Genomic DNA, 24682 nt, shown 5'->3' with positions numbered 1-24682 from the left:
CGCTTTTTTTCTGCCTGATTTTTCGGGCCTGTTTTTTCGGGGTCAGGTCCGACATCCGGACATCCATGTCCGGATGCCGGCCGTGCCCCCGATGTTTATCTCTCGAACATGCCAGCGAACTCCACCCGCCTCGTCAGCCTGGACGCCTTCCGCGGCTGCGTCATCGCGGCGATGATCTGGGTGAACTACATCGCCGGCATGCCGGCCATCCCGTACTGGCTGGAGCACACGGGCCCGCGCGCGGACGGCATCGCGCTGCCGGACATCGTCTTCCCGGGCTTCCTCTTCATCGTCGGCATCGCCATCCCGCTGGCGCTGCAGCGCGCCGTGGGCCACGTGACGCCGGCGCTGCTGGGCAGGCTGCTGTGGCGTGCCGCCAGCCTGATGATCGCCGGCGTCGTGCTGGCCAACGCCTACCGCTACGATGCGGCAGCGTCCCTTCTGCCCCGGGCCCCGTACTTCCTGCTGTTCTACGTCGCCATGATGCTGCTGTGGCGCCAGCGCGAGGGGCGCGACGGGAGTTTCTGGGTGGGTGCCGCCCTGATGGCGTTCCTGCTGCTGTCGTTCCGCGGTACCGTCAACGAGGAATTTGGCAGCGTCCATCTGCAGCACACGTGGTGGGGCATCCTCGGCATGATCGGCTGGAGCTACCTGCTGTGCAGCCTGATCTACCTGGCCACACGCGGCGACGGCCTGGCACTGATGGGCGCCTTCGGCATGCTGCTCGCGCTGTATCTGGGTGGCGAGGCGGGCGCGCTGGACTGGCTGCCTGCCGCCGTGCGAGGCTTCGTCAATATCCCGCAACTGCTGGGCTCCACGGCGGCCAACGTGCTGGCCGGGACGATCGTCGGGCGCCTGTTCGTGCGCGGTCCGGTGGCCGTCGCCCATGGCCAGCGCCTGCGCTTCATGGCATGGTTTGCCGCCGGCCTGTTCGCCTGCGGCATGCTGCTGCGGCCCTACCACGGCATCAACAAGATCCACGCGACGGCCTCGTACACGCTGGTCTGCGCCGCCATCGTGCTGGCGCTGTTCCTGCTGTGCTATTGGCTGGTGGACGTGCGCGGCTGGCAACGCTGGACGGTACTGGTGCTGCCCGCCGGGACGAATGCGCTGTTTGCGTACATCGCGCCGGACCTGTGGGAGCAGCTGGCCGCCGTGCTGCACCTGCCGCGCGTCTGGTGGCCTTACCTGGAAAGCGGCGGCGTTGCCGGGTTGCTGAATGCGGCCGCGATGACGGCTGCGATGCTGGGGTTGACGGCGCTGGCGGATCGGGTTGGGTTGCGGTTGAAGTTTTAGAGGCTGCCGCCTGCGGTGGGCCTCGGTCGCCGACGCTGGCCGCTGGGGTCTGTCCCAGGTACGTGTTGGCTTCCGAAGGAGCGGCCAGCGTATCCAGAGGACAGACCCCGGTTGTTAGCTTGCAATTCGACGGTGCCGGCAAAAACCCGGGGGCAGTCCCCTCGCGATGCCGCGGACTTGAGTCGAAGCCAGCACCTGCCGGGGACAAACCCATGCGGCTCACTGGCCGCGCACCCCAGCGATCAAACTTTGATATAAATCCGCCGCCGGTCCATCCAGTACCCCACCGCCCAGCAAGCCAGCATGAACCCCACGGCAAACACCAGCGACGTGAACTTCGACGGTGCGAACAGCGTCGCATACACCCAGTCATACACGGTGACACTGCCAATCCAGGTCCGAACCATGACAATGACAGCTACCTCGGACAACAGGTAAATGAACAGCGTGTTCTTGCCGAAGACTTCAAAGAAGTACGTCCCGCGGCGCACGCCGCGCATCTCGATGGCATATACAAGCAGCGGCAGGATCAGCAGGTCGAGGCCGACGGTCAACAGCACGTACGACCCTGTCCACAGCTTCTTGTTGAAGGGGAGGACGGCGCTCCAGCACAGCGCGACAACCAGGCAGGCAACGCCCGCAGCAGCCAGGCGCACCAACGCAGGCGCCGTGGCGCCGCGCGCCAGCAGCAGCCGGCCCGCGTAATACCCGGCGATGACGTTGACGGTGGCGGGCAACGTCCCCAACAGCCCCTCCGGATCGAACGGCAACCCCTCGCCGTGATACAGGTGTCGTGCGCCCAGCAGCCGCAGGTCGACCTTCCCGGCGGCATTGCCTTGCAGCGTGTAGTCGCCGAACTTTGCAAGAATAAACCAGTGGCCGGCCAGCGCCAGTACGGCAAAGGCGGCGGCTCCCCTGCCCTTCAGGAAATGCAGTACCAGCGCCCCCATGGCGAAGCATAGTCCGATCCGCTGCAGCACGCCGGGGATACGCGTGTCGGCCAGCGGCATCGGCCGCAAGCCTGCGGCACCGTCGGGCATGAAGAACGGGAACCAGTACAGCAGGAAGCCCAGCAGGAAGATCAGCGCAGCGCGGCGCAGCACCTTGACCACGACTGCGCCGTTCCCCAGCGCGGCGTACTTCGGCAGCGCGAACGCCAGCGCATTGCCGACCACGAAGAGGAACGTGGGGAACACCCAGTCGGTCGGCGTGAAGCCATGCCAGTCGGCGTGCAGCAGCGGCGCGTACACGTGGCTCCAGCTGCCGGGCGTGTTCACCACGATCATCAGCGCGACCGTCAGCCCGCGCAGCACGTCCAGCGACAGGAAACGGGACGACTGGCCGCTCAACGCCGCATCGCGCCGTCGAAGGCGCGCCAGTAGGCACCGGCCGGCACGCCCGGCATCGTGCTGCATTGTGCGTCCGCGCCCGTCACGGGCCGCGCACATGGCACGTCGCGGTCGAGCGACCAGTAATGCAGGCCCGCCAGCCCCAGTTCGCGCACCCCGCGCGCCACCGTGCCGGCGTCGTCCACGGTAAACACGTTTTCGATCACGTCGTTCACGCCGATCATCGGCGTCACGGCGATCTGGTGGTACGGCACGCCGTACTTCTCGTGCGTGTTGCGCGCTGCCTGCAGCGCCGAAGCGCCCATGTCGCAACGTTCGCCGCGCAGCACGCACACCTTGGTGGATGCGGCACCATAATCCATCGTCATCAGGTTCAGCACATAATCCTTGACGCCGGCCGCACGCACGGCGGCCAGCACCCGCTGCGCGGTCGGGTTCAGGCTTGTCCTGCTGCCATCCGACGCCGCATGCGTCGCCACGGTAAAGCTGAAGCGCAGCTTTGGGCGCTTGCGCTGCGCGACGACAATCCGGTCCGCCAGCGCGCGGATCTGCGCGTCCGTCTGGTGTTCCTCGATGTCGAAATCGAAGCCGATCAGCTTTGGCGACTCGTAGCGCGCGACGAATTTTTCCATGCCCGCGTCCGTGGCACACGTGAACACGCCGCCCTGCCCGCCCGTCGAGACGATGTAGCCGATACCCGCGCGCACGAACGCCTGCACATTGGCATCGGCCACCGCCTGGCCTGCGCGGCCGTCCCACGTCTCCTCGCCGCACTCGCCGTTGGCAAAGGCCCACGTCAGGGTAGCCGGGCGGCCGGCGGCGGTGACGAACGCCTCCGGCTTGCCCGTCGGCGCGACGGTGATGACGTTGCCATCGCCGGGGCGGTGCTGGGTCAGGTGCTTGTATGGCCCGACAACGACGGCCGGTGCCGCGTGGACGGCGCACGCGGCAAGGGCCGCGGCGACAAATGAAACGAGTAGACGCATGGGTTCCCCGAAAATGGAAAAGGCAGGGCCGTCAACCAGCCCTGCCCCGGATAAAGCAGACGGCGTTACAGCTTGCCGCGAACGCCGAAGAATATCTGCTTGCCGTTCTTGTAGAACGCGCGCGGCTGGTCTTTCGACGAGGCGTACGACTTCAGCAGCGGATCGTTCAGGTCCTTGCCCTCCAGCGACAAGGTGAGGTTCTCCGTCAGGTTGTAGTTGACGGAGGCTGACACGGTGCCCACATCGTCCTGGTAGATGGCGCTGTTGCGATCCAGGCCGTTCAGGAACGCCGAACGGAAGCTGTAGTTCAGGCGCGCGCTGAAGCGGTCGTTCTCATAGAACAAGCTGGCGTTGTACGAGTTCTTCGACGTGCCGATCATGCTGCAGTCGCCCAGGTCCGCGCAGGCGGACTTCGGCGCCTTGGCACGCTCTTCGCCGTCCGCATAGGTGTAGTTGACGTTGAAGCCGAAGCCGTTGCCCAGGTCCTGGATGTACTGCAGTTCCACGCCGCGCACGCGCGCCTTGGTGTTCAGCGCCGCGCTCATGTTGTACGTGGTGACGGCCTTGACGGAGTTGTTGTAGAACTGCGCTGTCGATGCGCCGTACGTCACGTACGAACCGATGTTCATGTTGTAGACATTGATGCCCAGCAGCGACTTCGGCATGAAGTACCACTCCGCGCCCACGTCCACGTTGTTCGACATGATGGGCTTCAGGTTCGGATTGCCGCCCGAGCCGGAGAACGTCAGGTCGTTCAGCGACAGCGCACCCAGCGCGCCGAAGTCGGGCCGCGCCAGCGTGCGGCTGGCGGCCGCGCGCACGACGACGTCCGGCGTCAGGCTGGTCTTCAGGTTAATACTGGGCAGGAAGTCGTTGTACGTGTTCGACGAGCGCACGGGATTCCATACGTCGTTCGGCGAGCCGTTGGCCACGTCGATCTCGGTGCGCACGAAGCGCACGCCCACGTTACCCGTGAAGCGGCCCAGGTCCAGGTCACCCATCACGTAGGCCGCGGTCGCCTTCTCGCGGATCTGGAATTCGCTCTGGTAGGCATGCTGGTTGAACGACACGTACGTGTCGCCCCACTCCTTCATCGATTCGCCCGTGAAGGTCCATGGTCGCTGCAGCACGTTGGCCAACGGGCTGGTCGGATAATTCGTCAGGCCCTTCGGGCGGTTCGCCAGCAGGCCGCCGCTTGGGGCGATGGCGCCCTGCAGCCAGGTCAGGTCGCGGTCATGCTTGGCCGCGCGCACGCCGAAGTGCAGGTTCGGTACCGCGCCCCATCGCGCCTGCCAGGTGCCGTCGATCTGGCCGTAGGTTTCCTTGTCCTTGGCCGTCACGTCCGAGGCCCAGCCGCCGAAGAAGTCGGCGCCCGTGCGCGGATTGAACGTGCCGGCATTGTCGACGGTGATTGTGGCCGGGGCGCCCAGGCCATGCATCGTCAGGCTCGTGCCCGAGTAGGCCAGCCATGCCTCGTAGGCGTAATCGCGGGCGTAGCCGGTGCCGCGCGTGCTGCCAACCTGGCCCTTGAAGCGCAGCGTGTCGCTGGCGCGCCATTGCCAGTCCAGGTTCAGGAACTTCGAGTCGGAATACGAGCCCGGGCGGGCGATGATGTCCTGTACCGACGGGCCCATATTGCTGCAGTTCAGCCCCGCCGGGCAGCTGGCCGGGAACGCGATCGACGTGATCTGGTTGCCCGTGATCGCGTAGCTGGACGGGACCACACCGCCCACACCGGACCAGTTGTTCGACAGCGGCTGGTACGGTGCCAGCATGAAGTTGGCGTTGACGTTGTCGGCATCCAGGCGCGTGTAGAAGCCGTTGATGTCGAAGCTGAAGTCCTTGTTGACCTTGAACTGCACGTCGATCATGCCGCCCTTGCGCTCGCGCTCCTGCTGGAACAGCGAGGAGCCCGTGAGCAGCGACAGCCACTTGCCTTCCACTTCCGGATTGGCGCGGATCCAGTCCGGCGCCGTGCCGGGCGTGACCTTGTCCCACCAGAGGAATTCCTGGCCCATGCGGCGCAGGGTGCGCTTCTCGTCGAACACCTGGACCAGCACGCCCATATTGTTCGCCTCGTTCTTCCAGTTGGCCAGCGCGGAGAACTGCGCGTCCTTCTCTTTCGAGCCTTCGCTGTAGACGCCTTCGATGGAGCCCATCAACGTGAACGGCTTCTTGAAGCTCAGGGGTTTGCGCGTTTCGATATCGACGTTGCCCGCGGCGCCTCCTTCGGTCAGGTTCGCCTGCGAGCTTTTGTGCACGGTAACGCGGCCGATCAGCTCCGACGGGAACATGGAGTAGCTGACCGAACGCCCGCCGCCCGTGATGTTCGAGATATACCAGTCGCCACTGGAGACGGTATGGCCGTTCAAGGTCGTCAGCGTCAGGTTCGACGGCGTGCCCTTCAGGCTGACGCGGTCGTTCTCGCCGAAGCCGCCCTCGGTGCCCCCGGCCGTAGCCACGGAGACGCCGGGTACGCGCTGCAGCGAGTCGGCCACGCTCTTGTCGGGCATCTTGCCCACGTCTTCGGCGGTGATCACTTCGACCAGCGAATCCGAATTGCGCTTCTGGTTCAGCGACTGTTCCAGCGCGGCGCGCACGCCCGTCACGGTGACGACGGTCATATCCGTGTTCCGGTCGCCCGCCTGCTGGGCATTGGCCAGGCCGCTGCCGGCGATCATGATGGCGACGGCGGTCGCGATCGGTGTCAAATTGCGCTTCATGTACTCCCCCGTTGTTCTATCGGCCTCAATGCAAGGCGCGATGCTGCTCCAATAACTCCTCTGATCGACAGTCTCGAGGCGGGTCCCGGTTGCTCTTTGTCCGATGCCACTTTCGAAACCAATTGAGCGCCAATATAACTCCATTCAATACCAGAGCACTACCAATTCTCGTATTTTTTTCGCATGTTGTATTGAAAATACATACCACTTATTGCCCCGCTAACGTTAGATAGCGCTATCTGAGGGGCTGCAGGCGGTTCCGGCTATCCCGCTTGATGCGGACCGGTTGCGTATGGTCTTTTTTTGGTATTATCGACGCCGCCTTTCGGCATACAAAAGCACGCGAGAAGAATGCGCATCGCCGCGCACGGGAGAGGGAATGAGTACGCTTGCAGAGATCATGCGCGGCATGGGGCAGACCAGCCTGCCGCTGTACCAGCAGTTGCAGCGGGCGCTGCGCGAGGCCATCGACAAGCGCGTGTTCGGCCCGGAGGAAGCGCTGCCGGCGGAGCGCCAGCTGGCGGCGGACCTGTCGATTTCCCGCATCACCGTGCGCAAGGCCATCGACGGTCTCGTCGACGAAGGCCTGCTGGTGCGCCGGCCCGGCTCCGGCAACTTCATCAATACCCGCATCGAAAAGAACTTCGCCAAGCTGACGTCGTTTTCGGAGGACATGCGGGCGCGCGGACGCACGCCGAAAAGCGTCTGGCTGAAGCGTTCGGAAGGCACGGTGACGCCGGAAGAAGCGCTCCGTCTGCGGCTCTCGCCGGGCGCGCCGGTCTACCGGTTCAACCGCATCCGCTATGCCGACGACATGCCGATGTGCCTCGAATACGCGACCATCGTCGCGGGCGCGCTGCCCTCGCTGGAAGCCGTGGACGTGTCGATGTACGAGGCGCTGGAGAAGTCGGGCAACCGGCCCGTGCGTGCGCTGCAGCGGCTCTCCGCGCTGCTGCTGAACGCGGAGCAGGCCCAGTTGCTGCAAGCACAGCAGGGGGATGCGGGGCTGGCGGTCGAGCGCCTGGGTTTCCTGCGCGATGGCCGGGCGGTGGAATTTTGCCGGTCCATCTTCCGCGGGGACATGTATGACTTTGTGGCGGAGCTCTCGACGCCATAGCGTCCACGCCGGGGCAGGCACCCGGGAATGGCACCTGCCCCGGTGCTTCCACTGCTACTTCTTATCGCCCGCCACAACGACAGCCAGTTTCGCCGGATCGACATGCTTGCGGAACGCGGCATTGACCTGCTCCACCGTCAGGCGCTGCAGCTTCTGCTCGTGCTGCTTGCTCCATTCGAACGTGCGGCCGAGGTAGAGGTACTTCGTCCAGCCGGCGGCAACGACGTTGTCCTTCGAGCGGTTCTGCAGGCGCTGTTGCAGCAGGCCCGATTTGGCGCCCGCCACTTCCGCGGCCGTGAAGCCTTCCCTGACTGCCCGCGCCAGTTCCTCGCGCACGGCGTTTTCCAGCTTCGGCAGGTTCTGCGGCGCGGCGATGGCGCTGATCGAGAAGCTGCCTGCGCGGTCGATGTCCCCCGCGTTCAGCGCCGACCCGCCACCGTACGACAGCCCGTCCTTCTGGCGGATGCGGTCCATCAGGCGGGACTTCAGGCCGCCGTCACCGAAGATGAAGTTGGCCAGCTCCAGCGCCGGGTAGTCGGCATCGTCGGTACGCAGGTCGAGGTTGACGCGCGCGGTGTAGAAGCCATTCTCCTTGTCGGGCGTGACGATCGCCTTGCGCACCGCAGGCTTGTCGACATTCGCATCGAGGATGCGCGCGTAGCTTGCCTTGCTTTCCCAGCCGTCCAGGGACTCCGCCACGGTCCTGGCGATGGCATCCTTGTCGAAGTCGCCGACAATCGCTAGCTCGCCGTGCGACGCGCCGTAGAACTCGCGGTGGTATGCCTTGATGTCGTCCAGCTTCATCGCTTTCAGCTCGGCCAGCTGCTCGTCGACGGTCATCACGGCGCGGGATCGCCCTTCGGCCAGTGGTCGAAGTATTCCTCCAGCGCCTGGCTTGCCAGCGCGGGCGGCTCGTTGCGATTGGCCTCGATGCCGACGATCCACTGCTGGCGCAGCTGCTCGAATTCGGCTTCCGGGAAGCTCGGCTCCTTCAGCACGTGGGCCATCAGGCGTACCGCCGCGTCCAGGTGCTCGCGGGTCGTCTCGTAGCCGTAGATGCCGCCGCTGATCTTGAGCTTCGACATTGCGTCTGCCAGTTGCGCGCGCGTGTACTTGCTGGTGCCGCGCGTGAGCATCTCGCCCGTCATGGCCGCGATCATCGACTTGTTGAACTGGTTCTTCTCGTCGCCCCAGTGCAGGCGCAGGTTTACGGAGACGGCTTCGCCGCGGTTCTTCTTCGGCAGCAGCGCCACCTTCAGTTTGCCGATCTGCGTGAGCGTGGTGCGCGCCATGATGTTGTCCTGGCTCGGGTCGAAGTTTTCCGACGTCAGGCTGCTTTCCTTCGGCTTGTAATGCTTCAGCACTTCGGCCGCCTCCGGCGCCGGCGCGATCACGGCGCGCAGCGGCTGGTCTTCCGGCAGGAACAGGCCCACCGTACGATTATCGCGCTTCAGGTACGTGGCGGCCGCATCGGCCACCTGCTGCGCCGTGATCGTTGCGATATTGTCACGACCCTGGAACAGCAGGCGCCAGTCGCCCAGCGCGATAGGCTCGGACAGCGCCACGCCCACCTGCTGCGGATCGTTCAGCGCCTTCTCGATGGCGTTGTTGTAGGTGCGGCGCGTGCGTTCCATTTCCTCTTCCGTCGGCGGCACCTTGGCGAAGCTCTCCACGGCTTCGATCAGCGCGTCGCGCACGGGCTCGATCGGCTGGCCCGCCTTGACGACGGCGCCGAACAGCTGCAGGCCCGGCGCATAGCCGGTCTGGCCATAGCTGAAGACCTGCGCCGCCTTGCCGGTCTCCACCAGCAGCTTGTGCAGCCGCCCGTTCGGCGTATCGCTTTCGATCTGGCTCATGAACGACAGCCGGTCCGCATCCGGATGCAGGCCGGACGGCACCTTGTAGCCGACCAGGACGATCTGCACGTCGCCCTTGCGGCGCACGGTGAACTGGCGCTCGCCGTCCTGCGTGGGTTCGACCGTCCAGAAGGGCGGCAGCTTGCGCTTCGGCTTCGGGATGGCGCCGAATGTCCTGGCGATCGACGCCAGCGTCTGCGCCGGGTCGAACTTGCCGGCGACAAGCAAGACGGCGTTGTCCGGCTGGTACCACGTACGGTAGAACGCCTGCAGGTTCTCGATGCGCACGTTCTCGATGTCGCTGCGGTTGCCGATGGTCGAACGGCCATAGCTGTGCCAGTCGTAGGCCACGCTCTCCATCCGCTTCGACAGCACCTGGAACGGGCTGTTCTCGCCGCTTTCGTACTCGTTGCGGACGACGGTCATCTCGGAGTCGAGATCCTTCTTCGCAATGAACGACTTCGTCATGCGCTCCGCCTCCATCGACAGCGCCCATTGGAGATTGTCGCCGCTGGCCGGGAAGACCTCGTAGTAATTGGTGCGGTCCTGCGACGTGGTGCCGTTGAAGTTCATGCCCCGTTCGGCAAACTGCTGCGGGATGGCGCGGTGGTTCGGCGAGCCCTTGAACATCAGGTGCTCCAGCAGGTGCGCCATCCCCGTCTCGCCATAGTTTTCGTGGCGCGAGCCGACCAGGTACGTGACGTTGACGGTGACGGTAGGCTTGGATGCATCGGGGAACAGCAGCACCTTCATGCCGTTGGCCAGGCGGTACTCGGTGATGCCTTCGATGGAAGGTCCCTTGACGACTCCGGCCGGGAGTTTGGCGACGACATTGTCGGCCGCGGCGGCGGTGGGAACGAAGCTGACGGAACAGGTGAGGGAGAAGGTAAGGGAAAAGCAGGACAGCAGCGAGGCTGCCTTGGTACGTGAAGTCATTTGGTCTCGCAACGAGCGTTGGCAAAACCTTATCCTACGCCATTCGGGCGCCAGGGGGAACTGGTATGGAAACCGTCAGGTCTTGTCGCCCGGCAGGGGCACGTGGCAGGCATCGACGACCTGCAGCTTGTTGTCGGCGGCGAACTGGCGCACGAAGTGATACGCCATCGGCTCGATTTCCTTGAGCGTGTCGTTGACGACAACGGCCTTGACGCCGTTCGTCATCGTCGGCCGCACCAGCGGCGAATACTGCAGGTGGGCGTTGCGGCCGCCCGTGCCCGCCGGCCGGAAGCAGGACATCACGCCACACAGGCGCTCCGCCCAGTCGCTGGGACGGAATTGCTTGCCGTCGGTGGTAAGCCCAAGAATAAAGAACTCGCTGGCCATAGGCTGGGAAGAATACCTGAGATATGCGTGAGAAACCCGTGAGAAACCCGGTGGAGAAACCTCAGGTATTATATCTTATAGAAGACCTGAGCGCCGAAGTACCCGACCGCCGCTGAAGGATTACTACGCCCGTGCGACTGCCGCCGGCTGCATTGTAAACGGCTTTGCCGGGCACCGATGCCGCGCAGGAAGCGCGGCATCGGTTCAGCCTGGAGAGGCTCACCCTAGATACACGGCGCCCGACAGCAGCAACAGCAGCAGCATCCACAACAACAGCGCGCGCCAGACCAGGCCCACGGTGCTTTGCAGCGCGCGGATCGACGGTTCATCCCCCGGCAGCGTCTCCACTTCGACGTCGCTGATGTCCACCGTGCCCGCATCTGCCGGCACCATCATTTTTGCCGCGTTTTCCAGCGGCGTACCGAGACGCACGCCCATCGCGCCGCCACCGGCGGCCAGGATGATGCCGATCGCCTCGTCGCGCCAGCGGTGGGCGAAGTTGCGCCATGCGTAAATGGCGTCCTCGAAATTGCCCACGATGGCGAAGGCCACGGCCGTCAGGCGCGCCGGTATCCAGTCGATCCAGTAGAACGCGCGCGCGGCGAACAGGCCGAACGCCTCATTGCGCATGTGTTCAGGCTCGTTCCAGGCGCGCGCCAGGTATTCCGCGACGCGGTACATGACGGCGGCTGCGGGACCGAGGGGCATCAGGAACCAGAAGAACACGCCGAACACGCTGCGGTGCGTCGTGATCAGCGCCTTCTCGACGGCGACGCGGGAGATCTCGGTGACTTCCATGCCCACGGTATCGAGCTTTGTCCATTCGGCCAGCAGCGCGCGCGCGGCCGCTTCGTCGCCCGCGTTCAGGGCCAGCTGGATCGACGTGAAATAGTGGCTGTAATGCCGGAAGCCCAGCGTGAGATAAACGATCAGGACATTCCACGCAAAGGCGGCGACGATCAGGTCATAGCGCTGCAGCACCCAGTAGATCAGCCCCGTGGGAATGATCAGCGCTGCCATCATGACGAACCAGCCGATCCGGCCATGGCTGGGGTGACCCGCGTTGAACCAGGTTTCCATGCGCACTGCGAGACGTTTGATCTCGGCGTAGATCGGATTATCCGCGCGTAGTGGCTTCATCTGCTCGAGCAGCAATGCGCAGAGAATGGAAAGAAATGTCATCTATGTCCTTTGATAGCAATACCGCAATGTGCGCTACGATAGCCTAAGCGCGCCAGAAATGAAACAGATTGCGCAGCATGCCGGCAGTGGCGCCCCAGATGAAATACTGCTCGTAGGGCATCGTGTAAAACGTGCGGCGGGCGCCCGCCAGCGCCATCGAACGGCGCTCGTGATGGGCGCCGTCCAGCAGGAACGCCAGCGGCACTTCGAAGATCTCCGCCACCTCGAACGGGTCCGCCTTCAGCTCGAACGGCGGCGCCACCAGGGCCACCACCGGCGTCACGCTGTAGCCCGTCCCGGTCTGGTACAACGGCAGCGTGCCCAGGACTTCGATATGGCGGCGGTGCAGGCCGATCTCCTCCTCCGTCTCGCGCAGCGCCGTATCGACGGCATCGGCATCGAACTGCTCCGCCCGGCCGCCGGGGAAGGCGATCTGGCCCGCGTGATCGTTCAGGTGTGCCGTGCGCAGCGTCAGCAGCAGCGACAGGCCGCGCGGTCGCTGTACCAGCGGCACCAGTACGGAGGCCGGCGTGGGGTTCGGCCGTGGCGACCAGCTTTCGTCGGAAGGTTCGGGCGTCCACACGGGGGGTGCGGCAAAGCGTTCGCGCAGCCAGGTGGCGTCCAGGCGCTCCGGCGGCACGGGCGCTTCGCCGGCGATGTTGTCGATGGGGAGCTGGGTCGGGTCGAACTGGGGCTTGGCCAATGAATCCTCCGGGTGAATTGATGCTGACGGAAACCATAGCACAAGGCACGATCAGGCAATCGTGACGAGATGGGGACTGCGTGTCCGATTACAATCGCGCGCCTTGCCGCCAAAGAAAAAGGGGCGCCTCGCGGCACCCCTTCTCTCGAACCAACCCGCTACGATTACGCGGATTCTTTGTTCGCGGTAGCGCGACGGTTCGGCAGCTTTTCCTTGATACGTGCGGACTTGCCCGAACGCTCGCGCAGGTAGTACAGCTTGGCGCGACGGACGTCACCGCGACGTTTCACTTCGATCGAAGCGATCAGCGGGGAGTACAGCTGGAAGGTACGCTCGACGCCTTCGCCGGACGAGATCTTGCGAACGATGAAGTTCGAGTTCAGGCCACGGTTACGACGGGAGATCACGACGCCTTCGTAAGCCTGGGCGCGCTTGCGCGTGCCTTCGACGACGTTGACGTTGACGACCACGGTATCGCCAGGCGCGAAATCAGGGATGTTCTTGCCCAGGCGAGCGATTTCTTCTTGCTCGAGTTGCTGAATCAGGTTCATTTTTAATGACTCCAATAACCATCTTGCCGGCGCATTCGAAACTACCGCCCGGTAGAGGATGGGGTTAAACACGCGAACACGATTGTTCGCACGGTATTACAGGGCCGCCTCAGCTTGTTGCTGCCGCCACCCTGGCGGATTTACAAACCCGCCAAAAACTTTTCGTCCCCCTTCGACAGCAGGCCCGCCGCGCGGGCTGCCTCCAGGAGGTCGGGACGCTTTTTCGCGGTTGCTTCCAGCATCCGCTCACGGCGCCACTTGTTGATTTCAAAGTGGTTGCCGCCCATCAGGACAGGCGGCACGGCCATGCCTTCGTACACTTCCGGCCGCGTGTAGTGCGGCGAGTCGAGCAGGCCGTTGACGAAGCTGTCCTCCACGGCCGATGCGTCGGTGTTCAGCACACCGGGCAACTGCCGGACAACGGCATCCATCAGCGCCATCGCGGGCAGTTCACCGCCCGACAGCACGAAGTCGCCAAGGCTGATCTCCTCGTCGACGCAGCGGTCCAGCAAGCGCTGGTCCACCGCCTCGTAACGGCCGCACAGGATCACGAGACCCGGTTCGTTCTTCAACGCCATTACCCGCTCGTGCGTCAGCTGCCGGCCTTGCGGCGACATGAACACGACGCGCGGCGCGGGCAGGCCCGCAACCACCTGGCGATGTTTCGCCGCATTGATCGTTGCCTCGAGCGGCTTGGCCAGCATTACCATGCCGGGGCCGCCGCCATACGGGCGATCGTCCACGGTACGGTGGTTGTCCGTCGTGAAATCGCGCGGATTCCACAACGACAGACCCCAACGCCCCTGCTCGAAGGCACGACGCGTCACGCCGGACTGCGTCAGCGCGGAAAACATCTCGGGAAACAGGGAAACGACGTCGAACTGCATGGTGGACCTGGTTAAAACGGGGCTCAGTAATCCAGGCCCCAGTCCACGACGATCTTCTTCGCGTCCTTGTCCACCTTGATGACAAACTGGTCCACGAACGGAATCAGGCGTTCCTGCCCTGCTTCTTCCGCCGCGGGCGCCGACGTGACGCGCAGGATGGACTGCGGCCCATTGCTCATCATGTCGTGCACGACGCCGAGGCGTTCGCCCTGCAAATTCTCTACTTCCAGCCCGATCAGATCGGACCAGTAAAATTCGTCTTCATCCAGTTGCGGGAACTGGCTGCGCGGCACGAACACCGCGGCGCCCTTGAGCGCTTCCGCCGCATCGCGGTCGGTCTGACCGACCAGCTGGGCGACAACATCGCCGCCATGCAACTTGGCCCGCTTGACGTCGACGTCGCGCAGGCCCGGTTTATCCAGCCACCAGGTTGTCACGTGCAACAGGGCATCGGCGTCATCGGAAAACGGGCGCACCCGGATTCCGCCAACCACCCCATAGGCACCGGAGACAAAGCCTACCTGTACCAGATCGTCAGGGATTTCCACCCCGGATGCTGTCTTGCCGGACAAACTGAAAACTTAGGCTGCTTTTTGGCTTGCGACCAGACGGGCAACAGCTGGGGACAGCTGAGCGCCGACGCCTTGCCAGTAGGCCAGACGGTCTGCTGCAACGCGGAACGGCTCTTCCTGGCCCGATGCCATCGGGTTGTAGAAACCGATGCGCTCGACGAAGCGGCCGTCACGACGGTTGCGGGAATCGGTTGCAACGATGTTGTAGAAAGGGCGCTTCTTGGCACCACCACGAGCTAAACGAATAACGACCATAATAATTCCAAAAAGTGTGCTGAGTCGGAAAAAGCCGCAGATTATAGCGTGCTTCTCCTGCGACTGCAAAGCATTAATGACAATGGGACTGTGTCGGGGTAATCCATGATTATCCTCTACCTTGGCCTCAACGGCAATCGCTAATTATTCTTCGGATCGCCTCGCAGACGGCCAACACGACGGGCCGATTATGCAAGATACTGTTGGCTTCCCGGAACCTTGTATTGTCGACATGTTGCGAAGCAGACACAAAAACAAGACGTTGGCGACATTGCTGGCAGCCCTGCTCGGCGGCCTCGGCGTCCACCGCTTCTATCTGCATGGCCTGCAGGACCGCTGGGGCTGGTTGCACGCGGCCGCCCTGCCCGCCTGCGGCCTTGCCATGACCTCCGCGCCGGCGGCCGACTGGTATTTCTGGTACCTGCCGCTGACGCTCTCCGTCCTGGCAGGCTGCCTTGAAGCGCTGGTGCTGGGGCTGATGCCGGACGAGAAGTGGGATGCGCGTTACAACGCCGCTTCCGGCCGGACCTCCGTATCGCGCTGGCCGCTGGCGCTCATCCTCGTCGCCACGCTGATGGTCGGCGCCGGTTTGCTGATCGCCACGATGGCCCGGCTGTTCGACCTGCTTTACACGGGGGGTGCCTACGGCTGACGGGCGCGGACGCTCGGACTTTTCCAGCACCGTCGCGGACTTGCCCGGTTGATCGCGTTTCCCTGTCACAAGAGATTACAATTTGCTCAGCCATAGGGTCGATGCCAGCTCTATACTGCGGCCATCGCCACATAAGGAGCCGCACATGAACACCCTGACCAAACTCCGCGCCACGCTGCTGGCCACCGCACTGACTGTCACGATGGCGGGCGCTCAGGCCGACCCGCATCACAAGAAGCACCGCGTCTGCAACGACTGCGGCCGGGTCACGAGCGTGCACGTCTCGGAACAGAACGGCAAGGGCGGCGCCACCGGCGTCATCGTCGGCGGTCTGGCCGGCGGCCTGCTGGGTAACCAGGTAGGCAGCGGCACGGGTCGCTCGCTCGCCACCGTCGCGGGCGCTGTTGGCGGTGCCTATGCCGGCAAGCATATCGAAGGCCGCATGAACAAGGAACGCGTCTGGACCGTGAAAGTACGCTATGACAACGGCAAGTCCGGCACGTTCAACTTCCGCAACGACCCGCGCCTGCACAACGGCGACCGCGTGCATCGCGCCAACGGCACCATCGTCCGCGGGTGATGCGCCACGCGGCGCGTCTTAGGCCCGCCGCGCCAGCAACAACCCCAGACCCGCACCGGACAACAACCCCGCGCAGCTGCGATTGAAAATGCGCTTGCTGCGCGGGGCGCGGAACCACAGGCGCAGCCGCGTACCCAGCGCGGCATACAGCGCGATCGCCACGCCCTCGAACCCGAGGAACAATGCGCCCAGCAGTCCAAACTGCGACGCCACCGGGCCGGCCGGGTCGACAAACTGCGGCAGGAATGCCGTGAAGATCAGGATGGCCTTCGGGTTACCGGCCGCGACGAGGAACTCCTGCCGCATCAGGGACAGCAAGCCCGCGCTTACCGCCCCCTCATCGTGCCCCGCTGCCAGCTCGGCGCGCCACAGCTGCCAGGCGAGACAGAACAGGTAAGCGGCACCCAGCACCTTGATGACGGAAAACAGCGTGGCCGACGTATGCAGCACCACGGCCAGGCCGGAAGCGGCCAGCGCGATCATCCCGGCAAAAGCGATCAGGCGGCCGGCCCCGGCGGCACATGCCGCACGAAAACCGTAACGCGTGGCATTGCTGACCGACAGCAGATTGTTGGGCCCGGGCGCCAGGTTAAGCGCGAAGCAGGCAGGAACGAACAGCAGCAGCGTGGACAGGTCCATGTTTTCCCCCGAAGTCTTGTCATTCTGGCAGAACAAAAAAATCCCCGCCAGCAGAGACGTACTGGCAGGGCAAAGGCAAGAAGATGGGCTGGAGCCCTTCTTCAGCTCCCGCGTGACCACAGCAGTCAGCGTACTCCAGCGTCGCAGCCATGTGAGCGCTTCCTTACAAATGCGCTGAAGACTCCGACAGTTTTCCCACAATTGCGCGCCCTTCACGCAACGCAGGGGCTCGGCGGCGGCCAATTGACCACAAGCAAGACTCGATCGCTCTGCCCTCTGCGCCTGCGGACGCCGGGCGATACTGGCCCTCCAACTTTCCTGGAGGACATATGAAACTCTGCAATGTGATAATTGCCATGCTGCTGGCTTCAGGCACCACGGCAATGGAAGCGCAGGCCGCTCCGAAAAAGAAGGCCTGCAACGAGTGCGGCAAAGTAACCGACGTGCGCATGACGGAGCGTGACGGCGAAGGCGGGGCTGCAGGGATGATCGCCGGCGGCGTGGCCGGCGCGATGCTGGGCAACCAGATCGGCAGCGGCAGCGGCCGCACGGTGGCAACCTTCGCCGGTGCCGCTGGCGGCGCGTATGCCGGCAAGCAGGTGGAAGGCAAGATGAACAAGGTGCGCGAGTGGCACGTGACGGTGCGCTACGACAGCGGCCTGACGGAGACGGTGCTGTTCAACACCGATCCCGCCATGCGCACCGGGGACAAGGTCAAGCTGCGCGACGGCACGCTGGTGCGCGGGTAACCTGCGCCGAAAAAAAAGGAGCCTGTCACCGGTTTTTCGAAAACCGGTGACAGGCTCCGTTTTTTGGCAACGTCAGCGGATCAGAACTGGTCTTCCGACAGTCCCAGCACGCCGGCGTGGCCGTCGACGATGGCGTTCTTCAGGCCGACCGATGCCGTCAGGATGTGGTCCGCGAAGAAGCGGGCCGTGACGATCTTGGCCTGAAAGAACGACGCGTCGCCGGCGCCTTCGGCCAGCTTCTTCTGCGCGATGACGGCGGCGCGGCCCATCTGCCAGCCGCCCAGCACGATGCCGGCCAGCTTCAGGTAAGGCACGCTGCCCGCGAAGACGGCCTTGACGTCGCTCTTGACGTTGTCCAGCACGAAGGCGACCACCGCTTCCAGGTCGGCGGCGCCCTGCTCCAGGCTCTTGCGGATGGCGGCAAAGGGTTCGCCATGACCCGCGCCCTCCAGCTCGCCCAGCTGCGTGGCCGTCGCGCGCACCTGCGCGATCAGGTGCTGCGCCACCTTGCCGCCATCGCGCACCGTCTTGCGGCCTACCAGGTCGTTGGCCTGAATCGCGGTCGTGCCTTCGTAGATCGGCAGGATCTTGGCATCGCGGTAGTGCTGTGCGGCGCCGGTCTCCTCGATGAAGCCCATGCCGCCATGCACCTGCACGCCATCGCGCGTGACGCTCTCGCTCATCTCCGTCGACCAGCCCTTGATGATCGGGACCAGGTATTCGTAGATGGCCATATGGGCCGCGCGCTCGTCCGCATCCGGGTGATGATGGGCGATGTCGGAGAAGCCCGCACCCACGTAGGCCAGCGCGCGCGCCGCTTCCGTCTGGGCGCGCATCGACATCAGCATGCGGCGCACGTCCGGATGATGGATGATCGAGACCGGGCCGCTCGATCCGGCCAGGTCGCGCGACTGCACGCGGTCCTTGGCGAACGCGACAGCCTGCTGGTAGGCGTTTTCGGCCAGGCCGATGCCCTGGATGCCGACGCCGAAACGGGCGGCGTTCATCATGATGAACATGTATTCCAGGCCGCGGTTTTCCTCGCCCACCAGCGTGCCGATGGCGCCGCCGTTGTCGCCGAACTGCAGCACGGCCGTGGGGCTGGCCTTGATGCCCAGCTTGTGTTCGATCGACACGCAGTGCGCGTCGTTGCGCGCGCCCAGCGAGCCGTCCGCATTGACCATGAACTTCGGCACGATGAACAGCGAGATGCCTTTCACGCCCGGTGGCGCATCCGGCGTGCGCGCCAGCACCAGGTGGATGATGTTCTCCGTCATGTCATGCTCGCCCCACGTGATGTAGATCTTCGTGCCGAAGATCTTGTACGTGCCGTCGCCCTGCGGCACGGCGCGGGTGCGCACGGCGGCCAGGTCGGAGCCGGCCTGCGGTTCCGTCAGGTTCATCGTGCCGGTCCACTTGCCCGTGACGAGCGGCTCCAGGTACGTGGCCTTCTGCTCGTCGCTGCCTGCGGTCAGCAGCGCCTCGATGGCGCCGTCGGACAGCAGCGCGACCAGGCCATACGACATGTTCGCGCCCTGCAGCATCTCCACGCATGGCGTGCCGACCAGCTTGGGCAGCCCCTGGCCGCCGAAGTCCTGCGGGTGCTGCAGGCCTTGCCAGCCGGCGTCCGCGAATTGGCGGAACGCTTCCTTGAAGCCTTTGCTGGTGGTGACCTGGCCGTCATGCCAGAAGCTCGGCTCCTTGTCGCCGGCATGATTCAGCGGGGCGATGACGCCGCTGACAAATTTCGCGTTCTCCTCCAGCACCGCTTCGACGGTCTCCGGGGTCGCGTCCTCGCAACCCGGCAGCGCGCTGACGGCCGACAGGTTGGCCAGTTCGTTCATCACGAACAGCATGTCCTTCAATGGGGCGGTATAAGGCATTGTCTTCTCCAAGAAAAAAGCCACGGTGGCCGGCGTTCTGTGCCTGGCCAGCGTGGCTCGTGATTCAGTCCTGCGGCGGGCTGGTTAGCCCAGCTCTTTGACCAGTTGCGGCACGATCTCGAACAGGTCGCCCACGATGCCGTAGTCGGCCACCGAGAAGATCGGCGCTTCCGGATCCTTGTTGATCGCCACGATCGTCTTCGAATCCTTCATGCCGGCCAGATGCTGGATCGCGCCGGAGATGCCGACGGCGACGTACAGCGAAGGCGCGACGATCTTGCCGGTCTGGCCTACCTGCCAGTCGTTCGGCACGAAGCCCGCGTCCACCGCAGCGCGCGAGGCGCCCATGGCCGCGCCCAGCTTGTCGGCCAGCGGTTCGAGCAGCTTGAAGTTGTCGGCCGAGCCGATACCGCGGCCGCCCGAAACGATGATCTTGGCGGCCGTCAGCTCGGGACGGTCCGACTTGGCCAGTTCGCGGCCGACGAACGACGACTTGCCGACGTCGCCCACTGCCGTCACGTTTTCCGTGGCGGCCGAACCGCCGGTGGCGGCAGCGGCGTCGAAGCCCGTGGTACGGACCGTGATGACTTTCACCTTGTCCGACGACTGCACGGTGGCGATGGCGTTACCGGCGTAGATCGGGCGCTCGAACGTGTCGGGCGCATCGACCTTGGTGATTTCGGAGATCTGCGCGACGTCCAGCTTGGCGGCCACACGCGGCAGGATGTTCTTGCCGTAGGCGGTGGCTGGCGCCAGGATGTGGCTGTAGTTGCCGGCGATGGCCAGGATCTGCTCGGCCACGTTTTCGGCCAGGCCGTCGGCAAAGTGCGGTGCATCGGCGACCAGCACCTTGGTGACGCCAGCGATCTGCGCGGCCTGCTGCGCCGCGGCGCCGGCGTTCGAGCCGGCGACGAGGACGTGGACTTCGCCACCGGCTTGTGCTGCCGCGGTGACGGTGTGGTGGGTGCTGCCTTTCAGGCTGGCGTTGTCGTGTTCTGCGATGACGAGTGCGACCATGATTTCTGTGTCCTTGTTTGCTGTGGCGAGTTGGCCCGGTGACCCCAGTCCGGGATCTGTCCCCAAAGGGGCGGTCCGACGAATCGGCTGACCCCGGTTTTTGTACGCGCCGCTAGTGAATTAGATGACTTTGGCTTCGGTGCGCAGCTTAGACACCAGCGTTGCCACGTCCGGTACCTTGATGCCGGCGGAGCGCTTGGCCGGCTCGACGACCTTCAGCGTCTTCAGGCGCGGCGCCACGTCCACGCCCAGGTCTTCCGGCTTGATCGTTTCCAGCGGCTTCTTCTTGGCCTTCATGATGTTCGGCAGCGTCACGTAGCGCGGCTCGTTCAGGCGCAGGTCGGTGGTGACGATGGCCGGCAGCGTCAGGGCCACCGTTTCCAGGCCCCCGTCCACTTCGCGCGTCACGGTTGCCTTGCCGTCTTCCAGCACCACTTTCGACGCAAACGTCGCCTGTGGCCAGCCCAGCAGGGCTGCCAGCATCTGGCCGGTCTGGTTGGAGTCGTCGTCGATGGCCTGCTTGCCCAGGATGATCAGCTGCGGCTGCTCCTTGTCGGTCAGCGCCTTGAGCAGCTTGGCCACTGCCAGCGGCTCCAGGTCGGCGGTGGTTTCCACCAGGATGCCGCGGTCGGCACCGATCGCCATGCCCGTGCGCAGCGTTTCCTGGCACTGCGTCACGCCGCAGGAGACGGCCACCACTTCGGTCACTTTGCCCGCTTCTTTCAGGCGGGTCGCCTCTTCCATTGCGATCTCGTCGAACGGGTTCATCGACATTTTGACGTTGGCGATATCGACGCCAGTGCCGTCAGACTTGACGCGTACCTTGACGTTGTAGTCGACCACGCGTTTGACAGGTACCAGGACTTTCATGGGATGCCTTTGGAAAAGTGATAGTGGTGTTAGCGAAAATGTGGGCTAGATTATATGAGTATTTCTAGCCCGGTACAGAATTAAAGCACGATCGTGCGATTTTTTGTTAGTGGCAGCGCTCTAAAATGACAAAGGACAGTCCTGAAGCAGGAACTGTCCTAGGTTCTGTGCCGCGCGCGGGCCGGCGAGGCACCCGCGAATGTTGCCAGCTTACTTGCGTTGCATGAGGAAGGTAAACTCGGCCCCATGCTGGACGTGCGACAGCAGCGGGTTGCCCGTTTGCTTGGCGAACGCCTGGAAGTCGCGCACGGAACCGGGGTCGGTCGCCATGATGCGCAGCACCTGGCCGCTTTCCAGTTCGGCAAGCGCCTTTTTTGCTTTCAGGATCGGCAGCGGGCAGTTCAGGCCCCGTGCATCGAGTTCCTTGTGAAATTCCATGATTTCGGTTTCGAGTAGAGTTTCGCTCATCAAATTTCTCGCCAATTTTTGTGCAGAGTCGGCACAGTCTACTCCAAATTACCTGGCGTGACGCACTGCACCAAAATTGTTCATATGTCGTTGCAAAGTTGCAACGTCAGATTCATGTAAGACAACGAGACCCCGATCTGACGCGCAGGGAGCGGAGTATAGACCAAAAATGGCCGCTGATGCACTGCGTCATCACGGTGCATCCTGCGCACTACGTTGGTGACCGCTGGACCACAAAGCAGGGACAGCCGCCTATTTCCAGGTAATGTGTCCCGAAAATAGGGGGCTGTCCCTGGATTTTGGCTGCGTGTGGCGCGCGTAAGAAAAAGGGCGGCCAATGCCGCCCTCCCTGCCCCGCCCTAGCGGCCCTTACAGCTTGGCCTCGACCCAGCCGGCCACGCCAGCCAGCGCATCAGGCAGACCGGCCGGGTTGGTGCCGCCCGCCTGCGCCATGTCCGGACGGCCGCCGCCCTTGCCGCCCACCTGCTGGGCGACGAAGTTGACCAGCTCGCCTGCCTTGACCTTGCCGATCGAATCGGCGGTGACGCCGGCGATCAGGCTGACCTTGCCGTCGGCCACGCTGGCCAGCACGATGGCGGCCGTCTTCAGCTTGTCCTTCAGCTTGTCCATCGTCTCGCGCAGCGCCGCCACGTCGGCGCCTTCCATCGTTGCCGCCAGCACCTTGATGCCCTTGACGTCGACGGCTTTGGTCGCCAGCTCGTCGCCCTGGCCCGAGGCCAGCTTCGACTTCAGCGCGTTCAGTTCCCGCTCCAGCGACTTGACCTGGTCCTGTACCTGGCCGATGCGGCTCGTGATTTCTTCCGGCGTGGCCTTCAGAGCCGCCGCCGCTTCGTTCAGACGGCGCGCCATCGACTGCACCAGCGCCAGCGCGCCTTCGCCCGTCACCGCTTCGATACGGCGGATGCCGGCCGCGACGCCGCCTTCGGAAACGATCTTGAAGAGGCCAATGTCGCCCGTGCGGTTGACGTGCACGCCGCCGCACAGCTCTTTGGACGTGCCGATGTCCAGCACGCGCACCTGGTCGCCGTACTTCTCGCCGAACAGCGCCATGGCGCCATGCTTGACGGCGTCGTCGAACGACATGTGCTGGGCCTTGGTCGGATGGTTCTCCAGGATCTCTTTATTCACCAGCGCTTCGACCTGGGCAATCTGCTCGGCCGTCACGGGCGCGTTGTGGCTGAAGTCGAAACGGGTTTTGTCAGGATCGACCAGCGAGCCTTTCTGCGCCACGTGGCCTCCCAGCACTTCGCGCAGCGCCTTGTGCATCAGGTGCGTTGCCGAGTGATTGCGGATCGTGCGGTTGCGCTTTTCCGTGTCGACCAGTGCCGAGACCTTGTCGCCCACTTTCAGCGTGCCGCTGTCGAGCACACCGTGCTGGCCGAACACGTCCGCCTGGATCTTCAGCGTGTCGTCCACGGCGAACTTCGCGGTCGCGCTCTGGATGGCGCCCTGGTCGCCCACCTGGCCGCCCGATTCCGCGTAGAACGGCGTCGTGTCCAGCACGACGATGCCCTGCTCGCCCGCGTTCAGTTCCTGCACCGGCGCACCGTTGCTGTACAGCGCGATGACGGTCGAATCGAAATGGAGCTGCTCGTAGCCGACGAAACTCGTCTTGGCGCCGCTGTATTCCACATTGGCGGCCATCTTGAATTTGCCGGCCGCGCGCGCCGTCTTCTTCTGGTTTTCCATCGCCTCGGCGAAGCCGGCTTCGTCCAGCGTGACGCCACGCTCGCGGCAGATGTCCGCCGTCAGGTCCAGCGGGAAGCCGTAGGTGTCGTACAGCGTGAAGGCGGTGGCGCCATCGAGCTTGTGGGGATCCTTGCCCAGCTGCGCTTCCAGGATCTTCATGCCGTTTTCCAGCGTTTCGCCGAAGCGCTCTTCTTCCGTTTTCAGCACCTGCTGGACGTACGACAGCTTGTCGGCCAGCTCCGGATAGGCGGTGCCCATTTCCGTGTTCAGGTCGGCGGCCAGCTTGTAGAAGAACGGCTTGGTCTGGCCCAGCTTGTGGCCATGACGCAGCGCGCGGCGGATGATGCGGCGCAGGACGTAGCCGTGGCCTTCCGAGCTCGGGATGATGCCGTCGACGATCAGGAACGACGCGGCGCGGATATGGTCGGCGATGACGCGCAGCGACTTGCTTTCCAGGTCCGTCACGCCCGTTTCGCGTGCGGCCGCCTTGATCAGGTTCTGGAACAGGTCGATCTCATAGTTGCTGTGCACGTGCTGCAGCACGGCGGCCAGGCGTTCCATGCCCATGCCCGTGTCCACGCAAGGCTTCGGCAGCTTCGTCATGTTGCCCGCTTCGTCGCGGTTGAACTGCATGAACACCAGGTTCCAGATTTCGATGAAGCGGTCGCCGTCTTCGTCCGGCGAACCCGGAGGGCCGCCGAAGATTTCCGCGCCATGGTCGTAGAAGATCTCGGTGCACGGGCCGCACGGGCCGGTGTCGGCCATCTGCCAGAAGTTATCGGAAGCGTAGCGGGCGCCCTTGTTGTCGCCGATGCGGATGATGCGCTCTTTCGGCACGCCGATCTCGTTGGCCCAGATGTCGTACGCTTCGTCGTCTTCCTGGTAGACGGTGACGGTCAGCTTCTCGGCCGGCAGCAGGTACACTTTCGTCAGCAGTTCCCAGGCGTAGGCGATGGCGTCGCGCTTGAAGTAGTCGCCGAAGCTGAAGTTACCCAGCATCTCGAAGAACGTGTGGTGACGCGCCGTGTAGCCCACGTTTTCCAGGTCGTTGTGCTTGCCACCGGCGCGCACGCAGCGCTGCACGGACGTGGCGCGCGAATACGGACGCGTATCCAGGCCCAGGAACACGTCCTTGAACTGCACCATGCCGGAGTTCGTCAGCAGCATGGTCGGATCGTTGCCAGGCACCAGCGGGCTGGAGCGGACGATCGTGTGACCCTTGGACTCGAAGAATTTGAGGAACTTCTCGCGGATTTCAGATGATTTCATGTTGGTTGGCTAGTGCGGGCGCGCGTGCCCTGGCTGGATTGGGTA

General features: G+C 64.2%; 21 protein-coding genes and 1 pseudogene. 5 read left to right on the top strand and 17 right to left on the bottom strand.

Annotated features, from left to right (window positions below; genetic code table 11):
* Positions 1 to 108: 108 nt before the first annotated feature.
* Complete coding sequence (locus E1742_RS22665) at positions 109 to 1296, top strand: DUF5009 domain-containing protein (protein WP_134387359.1); 1188 nt, start codon at positions 109 to 111, stop codon at positions 1294 to 1296.
* Between the two features lie 242 nt (positions 1297 to 1538).
* Here E1742_RS22665 and E1742_RS22660 read toward each other — a convergent pair whose 3' ends face one another.
* The 3 genes from E1742_RS22660 to E1742_RS22650 all read right to left on the bottom strand — a co-directional run bounded on the left by E1742_RS22660 (position 1539) and on the right by E1742_RS22650 (position 6354).
* Positions 1539 to 2711 carry an acyltransferase family protein gene (locus E1742_RS22660; protein WP_134387358.1) on the bottom strand — a complete coding sequence of 391 codons (1173 nt, stop codon included), beginning with the start codon at positions 2709 to 2711 and terminating at the stop codon, positions 1539 to 1541.
* Complete coding sequence (locus tag E1742_RS22655) at positions 2642 to 3631, bottom strand: glycoside hydrolase family 18 protein (protein WP_134387357.1); 990 nt, start codon at positions 3629 to 3631, stop codon at positions 2642 to 2644. Before E1742_RS22655 ends, E1742_RS22660 begins: the two co-directional genes overlap by 70 nt.
* 65 nt (positions 3632 to 3696) lie before the next feature.
* A complete protein-coding gene (locus tag E1742_RS22650; RefSeq protein ID WP_166793541.1) occupies positions 3697 to 6354 on the bottom strand; it encodes a TonB-dependent receptor in 2658 nt (885 codons plus the stop codon).
* Positions 6355 to 6733: 379 nt separating this feature from the next.
* Here E1742_RS22650 and E1742_RS22645 point away from each other — a divergent pair, with 379 nt between their 5' ends.
* Entirely contained in the window at positions 6734 to 7471 is a 738-nt protein-coding gene (locus tag E1742_RS22645) for a GntR family transcriptional regulator (protein ID WP_134387355.1), read from the top strand.
* Between the two features lie 54 nt (positions 7472 to 7525).
* On the opposite strand, the pseudogene E1742_RS22640 reads toward E1742_RS22645, so the two are convergent.
* The 8 genes and pseudogenes from E1742_RS22640 to rpsP all read right to left on the bottom strand — a co-directional run bounded on the left by E1742_RS22640 (position 7526) and on the right by rpsP (position 14800).
* Positions 7526 to 10263, bottom strand: a pseudogene (locus E1742_RS22640) (M16 family metallopeptidase).
* A 75-nt stretch (positions 10264 to 10338) separates the two neighbouring features.
* Complete coding sequence (locus E1742_RS22635; RefSeq protein ID WP_134387354.1) at positions 10339 to 10650, bottom strand: DUF3579 domain-containing protein; 312 nt, start codon at positions 10648 to 10650, stop codon at positions 10339 to 10341.
* Between the two features lie 219 nt (positions 10651 to 10869).
* Positions 10870 to 11832 (bottom strand): CobD/CbiB family protein, encoded by a 963-nt coding sequence (locus E1742_RS22630; RefSeq protein WP_134387353.1) that lies wholly within the window; start codon positions 11830 to 11832, stop codon positions 10870 to 10872.
* A 43-nt stretch (positions 11833 to 11875) separates the two neighbouring features.
* A complete protein-coding gene (locus E1742_RS22625; protein WP_134387352.1) occupies positions 11876 to 12535 on the bottom strand; it encodes a CoA pyrophosphatase in 660 nt (219 codons plus the stop codon).
* Between the two features lie 164 nt (positions 12536 to 12699).
* Complete coding sequence (gene rplS, locus E1742_RS22620; protein WP_134387351.1) at positions 12700 to 13086, bottom strand: 50S ribosomal protein L19; 387 nt, start codon at positions 13084 to 13086, stop codon at positions 12700 to 12702.
* Between the two features lie 140 nt (positions 13087 to 13226).
* The gene (gene trmD / locus E1742_RS22615; RefSeq protein WP_134387350.1) at positions 13227 to 13973 is read right to left on the bottom strand and encodes a tRNA (guanosine(37)-N1)-methyltransferase TrmD; all 747 of its coding nucleotides are present in this window, start codon (positions 13971 to 13973) and stop codon (positions 13227 to 13229) included.
* Between the two features lie 23 nt (positions 13974 to 13996).
* The gene (gene rimM / locus E1742_RS22610; protein ID WP_134387349.1) at positions 13997 to 14545 is read right to left on the bottom strand and encodes a ribosome maturation factor RimM; all 549 of its coding nucleotides are present in this window, start codon (positions 14543 to 14545) and stop codon (positions 13997 to 13999) included.
* A 9-nt stretch (positions 14546 to 14554) separates the two neighbouring features.
* The gene (gene rpsP / locus E1742_RS22605) at positions 14555 to 14800 is read right to left on the bottom strand and encodes a 30S ribosomal protein S16 (protein ID WP_134387348.1); all 246 of its coding nucleotides are present in this window, start codon (positions 14798 to 14800) and stop codon (positions 14555 to 14557) included.
* Positions 14801 to 15032: 232 nt separating this feature from the next.
* On the opposite strand from rpsP, the gene E1742_RS22600 reads away from it, so the two are divergent.
* On the top strand, positions 15033 to 15452 hold the full coding sequence (locus tag E1742_RS22600) for an NINE protein (RefSeq protein ID WP_189568688.1): 420 nt from the start codon (positions 15033 to 15035) through the stop codon (positions 15450 to 15452).
* A gap of 145 nt (positions 15453 to 15597) precedes the next feature.
* Positions 15598 to 16032, top strand: coding sequence for a glycine zipper 2TM domain-containing protein (locus tag E1742_RS22595; protein ID WP_134387347.1), 435 nt, complete (start codon positions 15598 to 15600; stop codon positions 16030 to 16032).
* An 18-nt stretch (positions 16033 to 16050) separates the two neighbouring features.
* Here E1742_RS22595 and E1742_RS22590 read toward each other — a convergent pair whose 3' ends face one another.
* Positions 16051 to 16671 carry a LysE family translocator gene (locus E1742_RS22590; protein WP_134387346.1) on the bottom strand — a complete coding sequence of 207 codons (621 nt, stop codon included), beginning with the start codon at positions 16669 to 16671 and terminating at the stop codon, positions 16051 to 16053.
* A gap of 329 nt (positions 16672 to 17000) precedes the next feature.
* Here E1742_RS22590 and E1742_RS22585 point away from each other — a divergent pair, with 329 nt between their 5' ends.
* Complete coding sequence (locus E1742_RS22585; protein ID WP_134387345.1) at positions 17001 to 17420, top strand: glycine zipper 2TM domain-containing protein; 420 nt, start codon at positions 17001 to 17003, stop codon at positions 17418 to 17420.
* 80 nt (positions 17421 to 17500) lie between these two features.
* Here the strand turns inward: E1742_RS22585 and E1742_RS22580 are convergent, their stop codons facing one another.
* From E1742_RS22580 to alaS, 5 genes are all read right to left on the bottom strand, one after another.
* The gene (locus E1742_RS22580; protein WP_134387344.1) at positions 17501 to 19303 is read right to left on the bottom strand and encodes an acyl-CoA dehydrogenase; all 1803 of its coding nucleotides are present in this window, start codon (positions 19301 to 19303) and stop codon (positions 17501 to 17503) included.
* 84 nt (positions 19304 to 19387) lie between these two features.
* Complete coding sequence (locus tag E1742_RS22575; protein WP_134387343.1) at positions 19388 to 20320, bottom strand: electron transfer flavoprotein subunit alpha/FixB family protein; 933 nt, start codon at positions 20318 to 20320, stop codon at positions 19388 to 19390.
* A 120-nt stretch (positions 20321 to 20440) separates the two neighbouring features.
* Positions 20441 to 21190 carry an electron transfer flavoprotein subunit beta/FixA family protein gene (locus tag E1742_RS22570; RefSeq protein WP_134387342.1) on the bottom strand — a complete coding sequence of 250 codons (750 nt, stop codon included), beginning with the start codon at positions 21188 to 21190 and terminating at the stop codon, positions 20441 to 20443.
* 210 nt (positions 21191 to 21400) lie between these two features.
* Positions 21401 to 21628, bottom strand: a complete 228-nt coding sequence (locus E1742_RS22565; RefSeq protein WP_107141178.1) for a sulfurtransferase TusA family protein — start codon at positions 21626 to 21628, stop codon at positions 21401 to 21403.
* A gap of 399 nt (positions 21629 to 22027) precedes the next feature.
* Entirely contained in the window at positions 22028 to 24637 is a 2610-nt protein-coding gene (gene alaS / locus E1742_RS22560; RefSeq protein ID WP_134387341.1) for an alanine--tRNA ligase, read from the bottom strand.
* Between the last annotated feature and the right edge of the window lie 45 nt (positions 24638 to 24682).

Source organism: Pseudoduganella plicata (genome assembly GCF_004421005.1).
GTDB lineage: Bacteria > Pseudomonadota > Gammaproteobacteria > Burkholderiales > Burkholderiaceae_D > Rugamonas > Rugamonas plicata.
Note: the sequence above shows the minus strand (reverse complement) of the source record. Positions and strands in the feature narration are given on the sequence as shown.

Excerpts from the sequence above, each read along its gene's own strand:
- E1742_RS22665 (WP_134387359.1), top strand. The coding sequence starts at position 109 with ATGCCAGCGAACTCCACCCGCCTCGTCAGCCTGGACGCCTTCCGCGGC.
- E1742_RS22660 (WP_134387358.1), bottom strand. The coding sequence starts at position 2,711 with ATGCAGCACGATGCCGGGCGTGCCGGCCGGTGCCTACTGGCGCGCCTT.
- E1742_RS22655 (WP_134387357.1), bottom strand. The coding sequence starts at position 3,631 with ATGCGTCTACTCGTTTCATTTGTCGCCGCGGCCCTTGCCGCGTGCGCC.
- E1742_RS22650 (WP_166793541.1), bottom strand. The coding sequence starts at position 6,354 with ATGAAGCGCAATTTGACACCGATCGCGACCGCCGTCGCCATCATGATC.
- E1742_RS22645 (WP_134387355.1), top strand. The coding sequence starts at position 6,734 with ATGAGTACGCTTGCAGAGATCATGCGCGGCATGGGGCAGACCAGCCTG.
- E1742_RS22635 (WP_134387354.1), bottom strand. The coding sequence starts at position 10,650 with ATGGCCAGCGAGTTCTTTATTCTTGGGCTTACCACCGACGGCAAGCAA.
- E1742_RS22630 (WP_134387353.1), bottom strand. The coding sequence starts at position 11,832 with ATGACATTTCTTTCCATTCTCTGCGCATTGCTGCTCGAGCAGATGAAG.
- rplS (WP_134387351.1), bottom strand. The coding sequence starts at position 13,086 with ATGAACCTGATTCAGCAACTCGAGCAAGAAGAAATCGCTCGCCTGGGC.
- trmD (WP_134387350.1), bottom strand. The coding sequence starts at position 13,973 with ATGCAGTTCGACGTCGTTTCCCTGTTTCCCGAGATGTTTTCCGCGCTG.
- rpsP (WP_134387348.1), bottom strand. The coding sequence starts at position 14,800 with ATGGTCGTTATTCGTTTAGCTCGTGGTGGTGCCAAGAAGCGCCCTTTC.
- E1742_RS22600 (WP_189568688.1), top strand. The coding sequence starts at position 15,033 with ATGTTGCGAAGCAGACACAAAAACAAGACGTTGGCGACATTGCTGGCA.
- E1742_RS22595 (WP_134387347.1), top strand. The coding sequence starts at position 15,598 with ATGAACACCCTGACCAAACTCCGCGCCACGCTGCTGGCCACCGCACTG.
- E1742_RS22590 (WP_134387346.1), bottom strand. The coding sequence starts at position 16,671 with ATGGACCTGTCCACGCTGCTGCTGTTCGTTCCTGCCTGCTTCGCGCTT.
- E1742_RS22585 (WP_134387345.1), top strand. The coding sequence starts at position 17,001 with ATGAAACTCTGCAATGTGATAATTGCCATGCTGCTGGCTTCAGGCACC.
- E1742_RS22580 (WP_134387344.1), bottom strand. The coding sequence starts at position 19,303 with ATGCCTTATACCGCCCCATTGAAGGACATGCTGTTCGTGATGAACGAA.
- E1742_RS22575 (WP_134387343.1), bottom strand. The coding sequence starts at position 20,320 with ATGGTCGCACTCGTCATCGCAGAACACGACAACGCCAGCCTGAAAGGC.
- E1742_RS22570 (WP_134387342.1), bottom strand. The coding sequence starts at position 21,190 with ATGAAAGTCCTGGTACCTGTCAAACGCGTGGTCGACTACAACGTCAAG.
- E1742_RS22565 (WP_107141178.1), bottom strand. The coding sequence starts at position 21,628 with ATGGAATTTCACAAGGAACTCGATGCACGGGGCCTGAACTGCCCGCTG.
- alaS (WP_134387341.1), bottom strand. The coding sequence starts at position 24,637 with ATGAAATCATCTGAAATCCGCGAGAAGTTCCTCAAATTCTTCGAGTCC.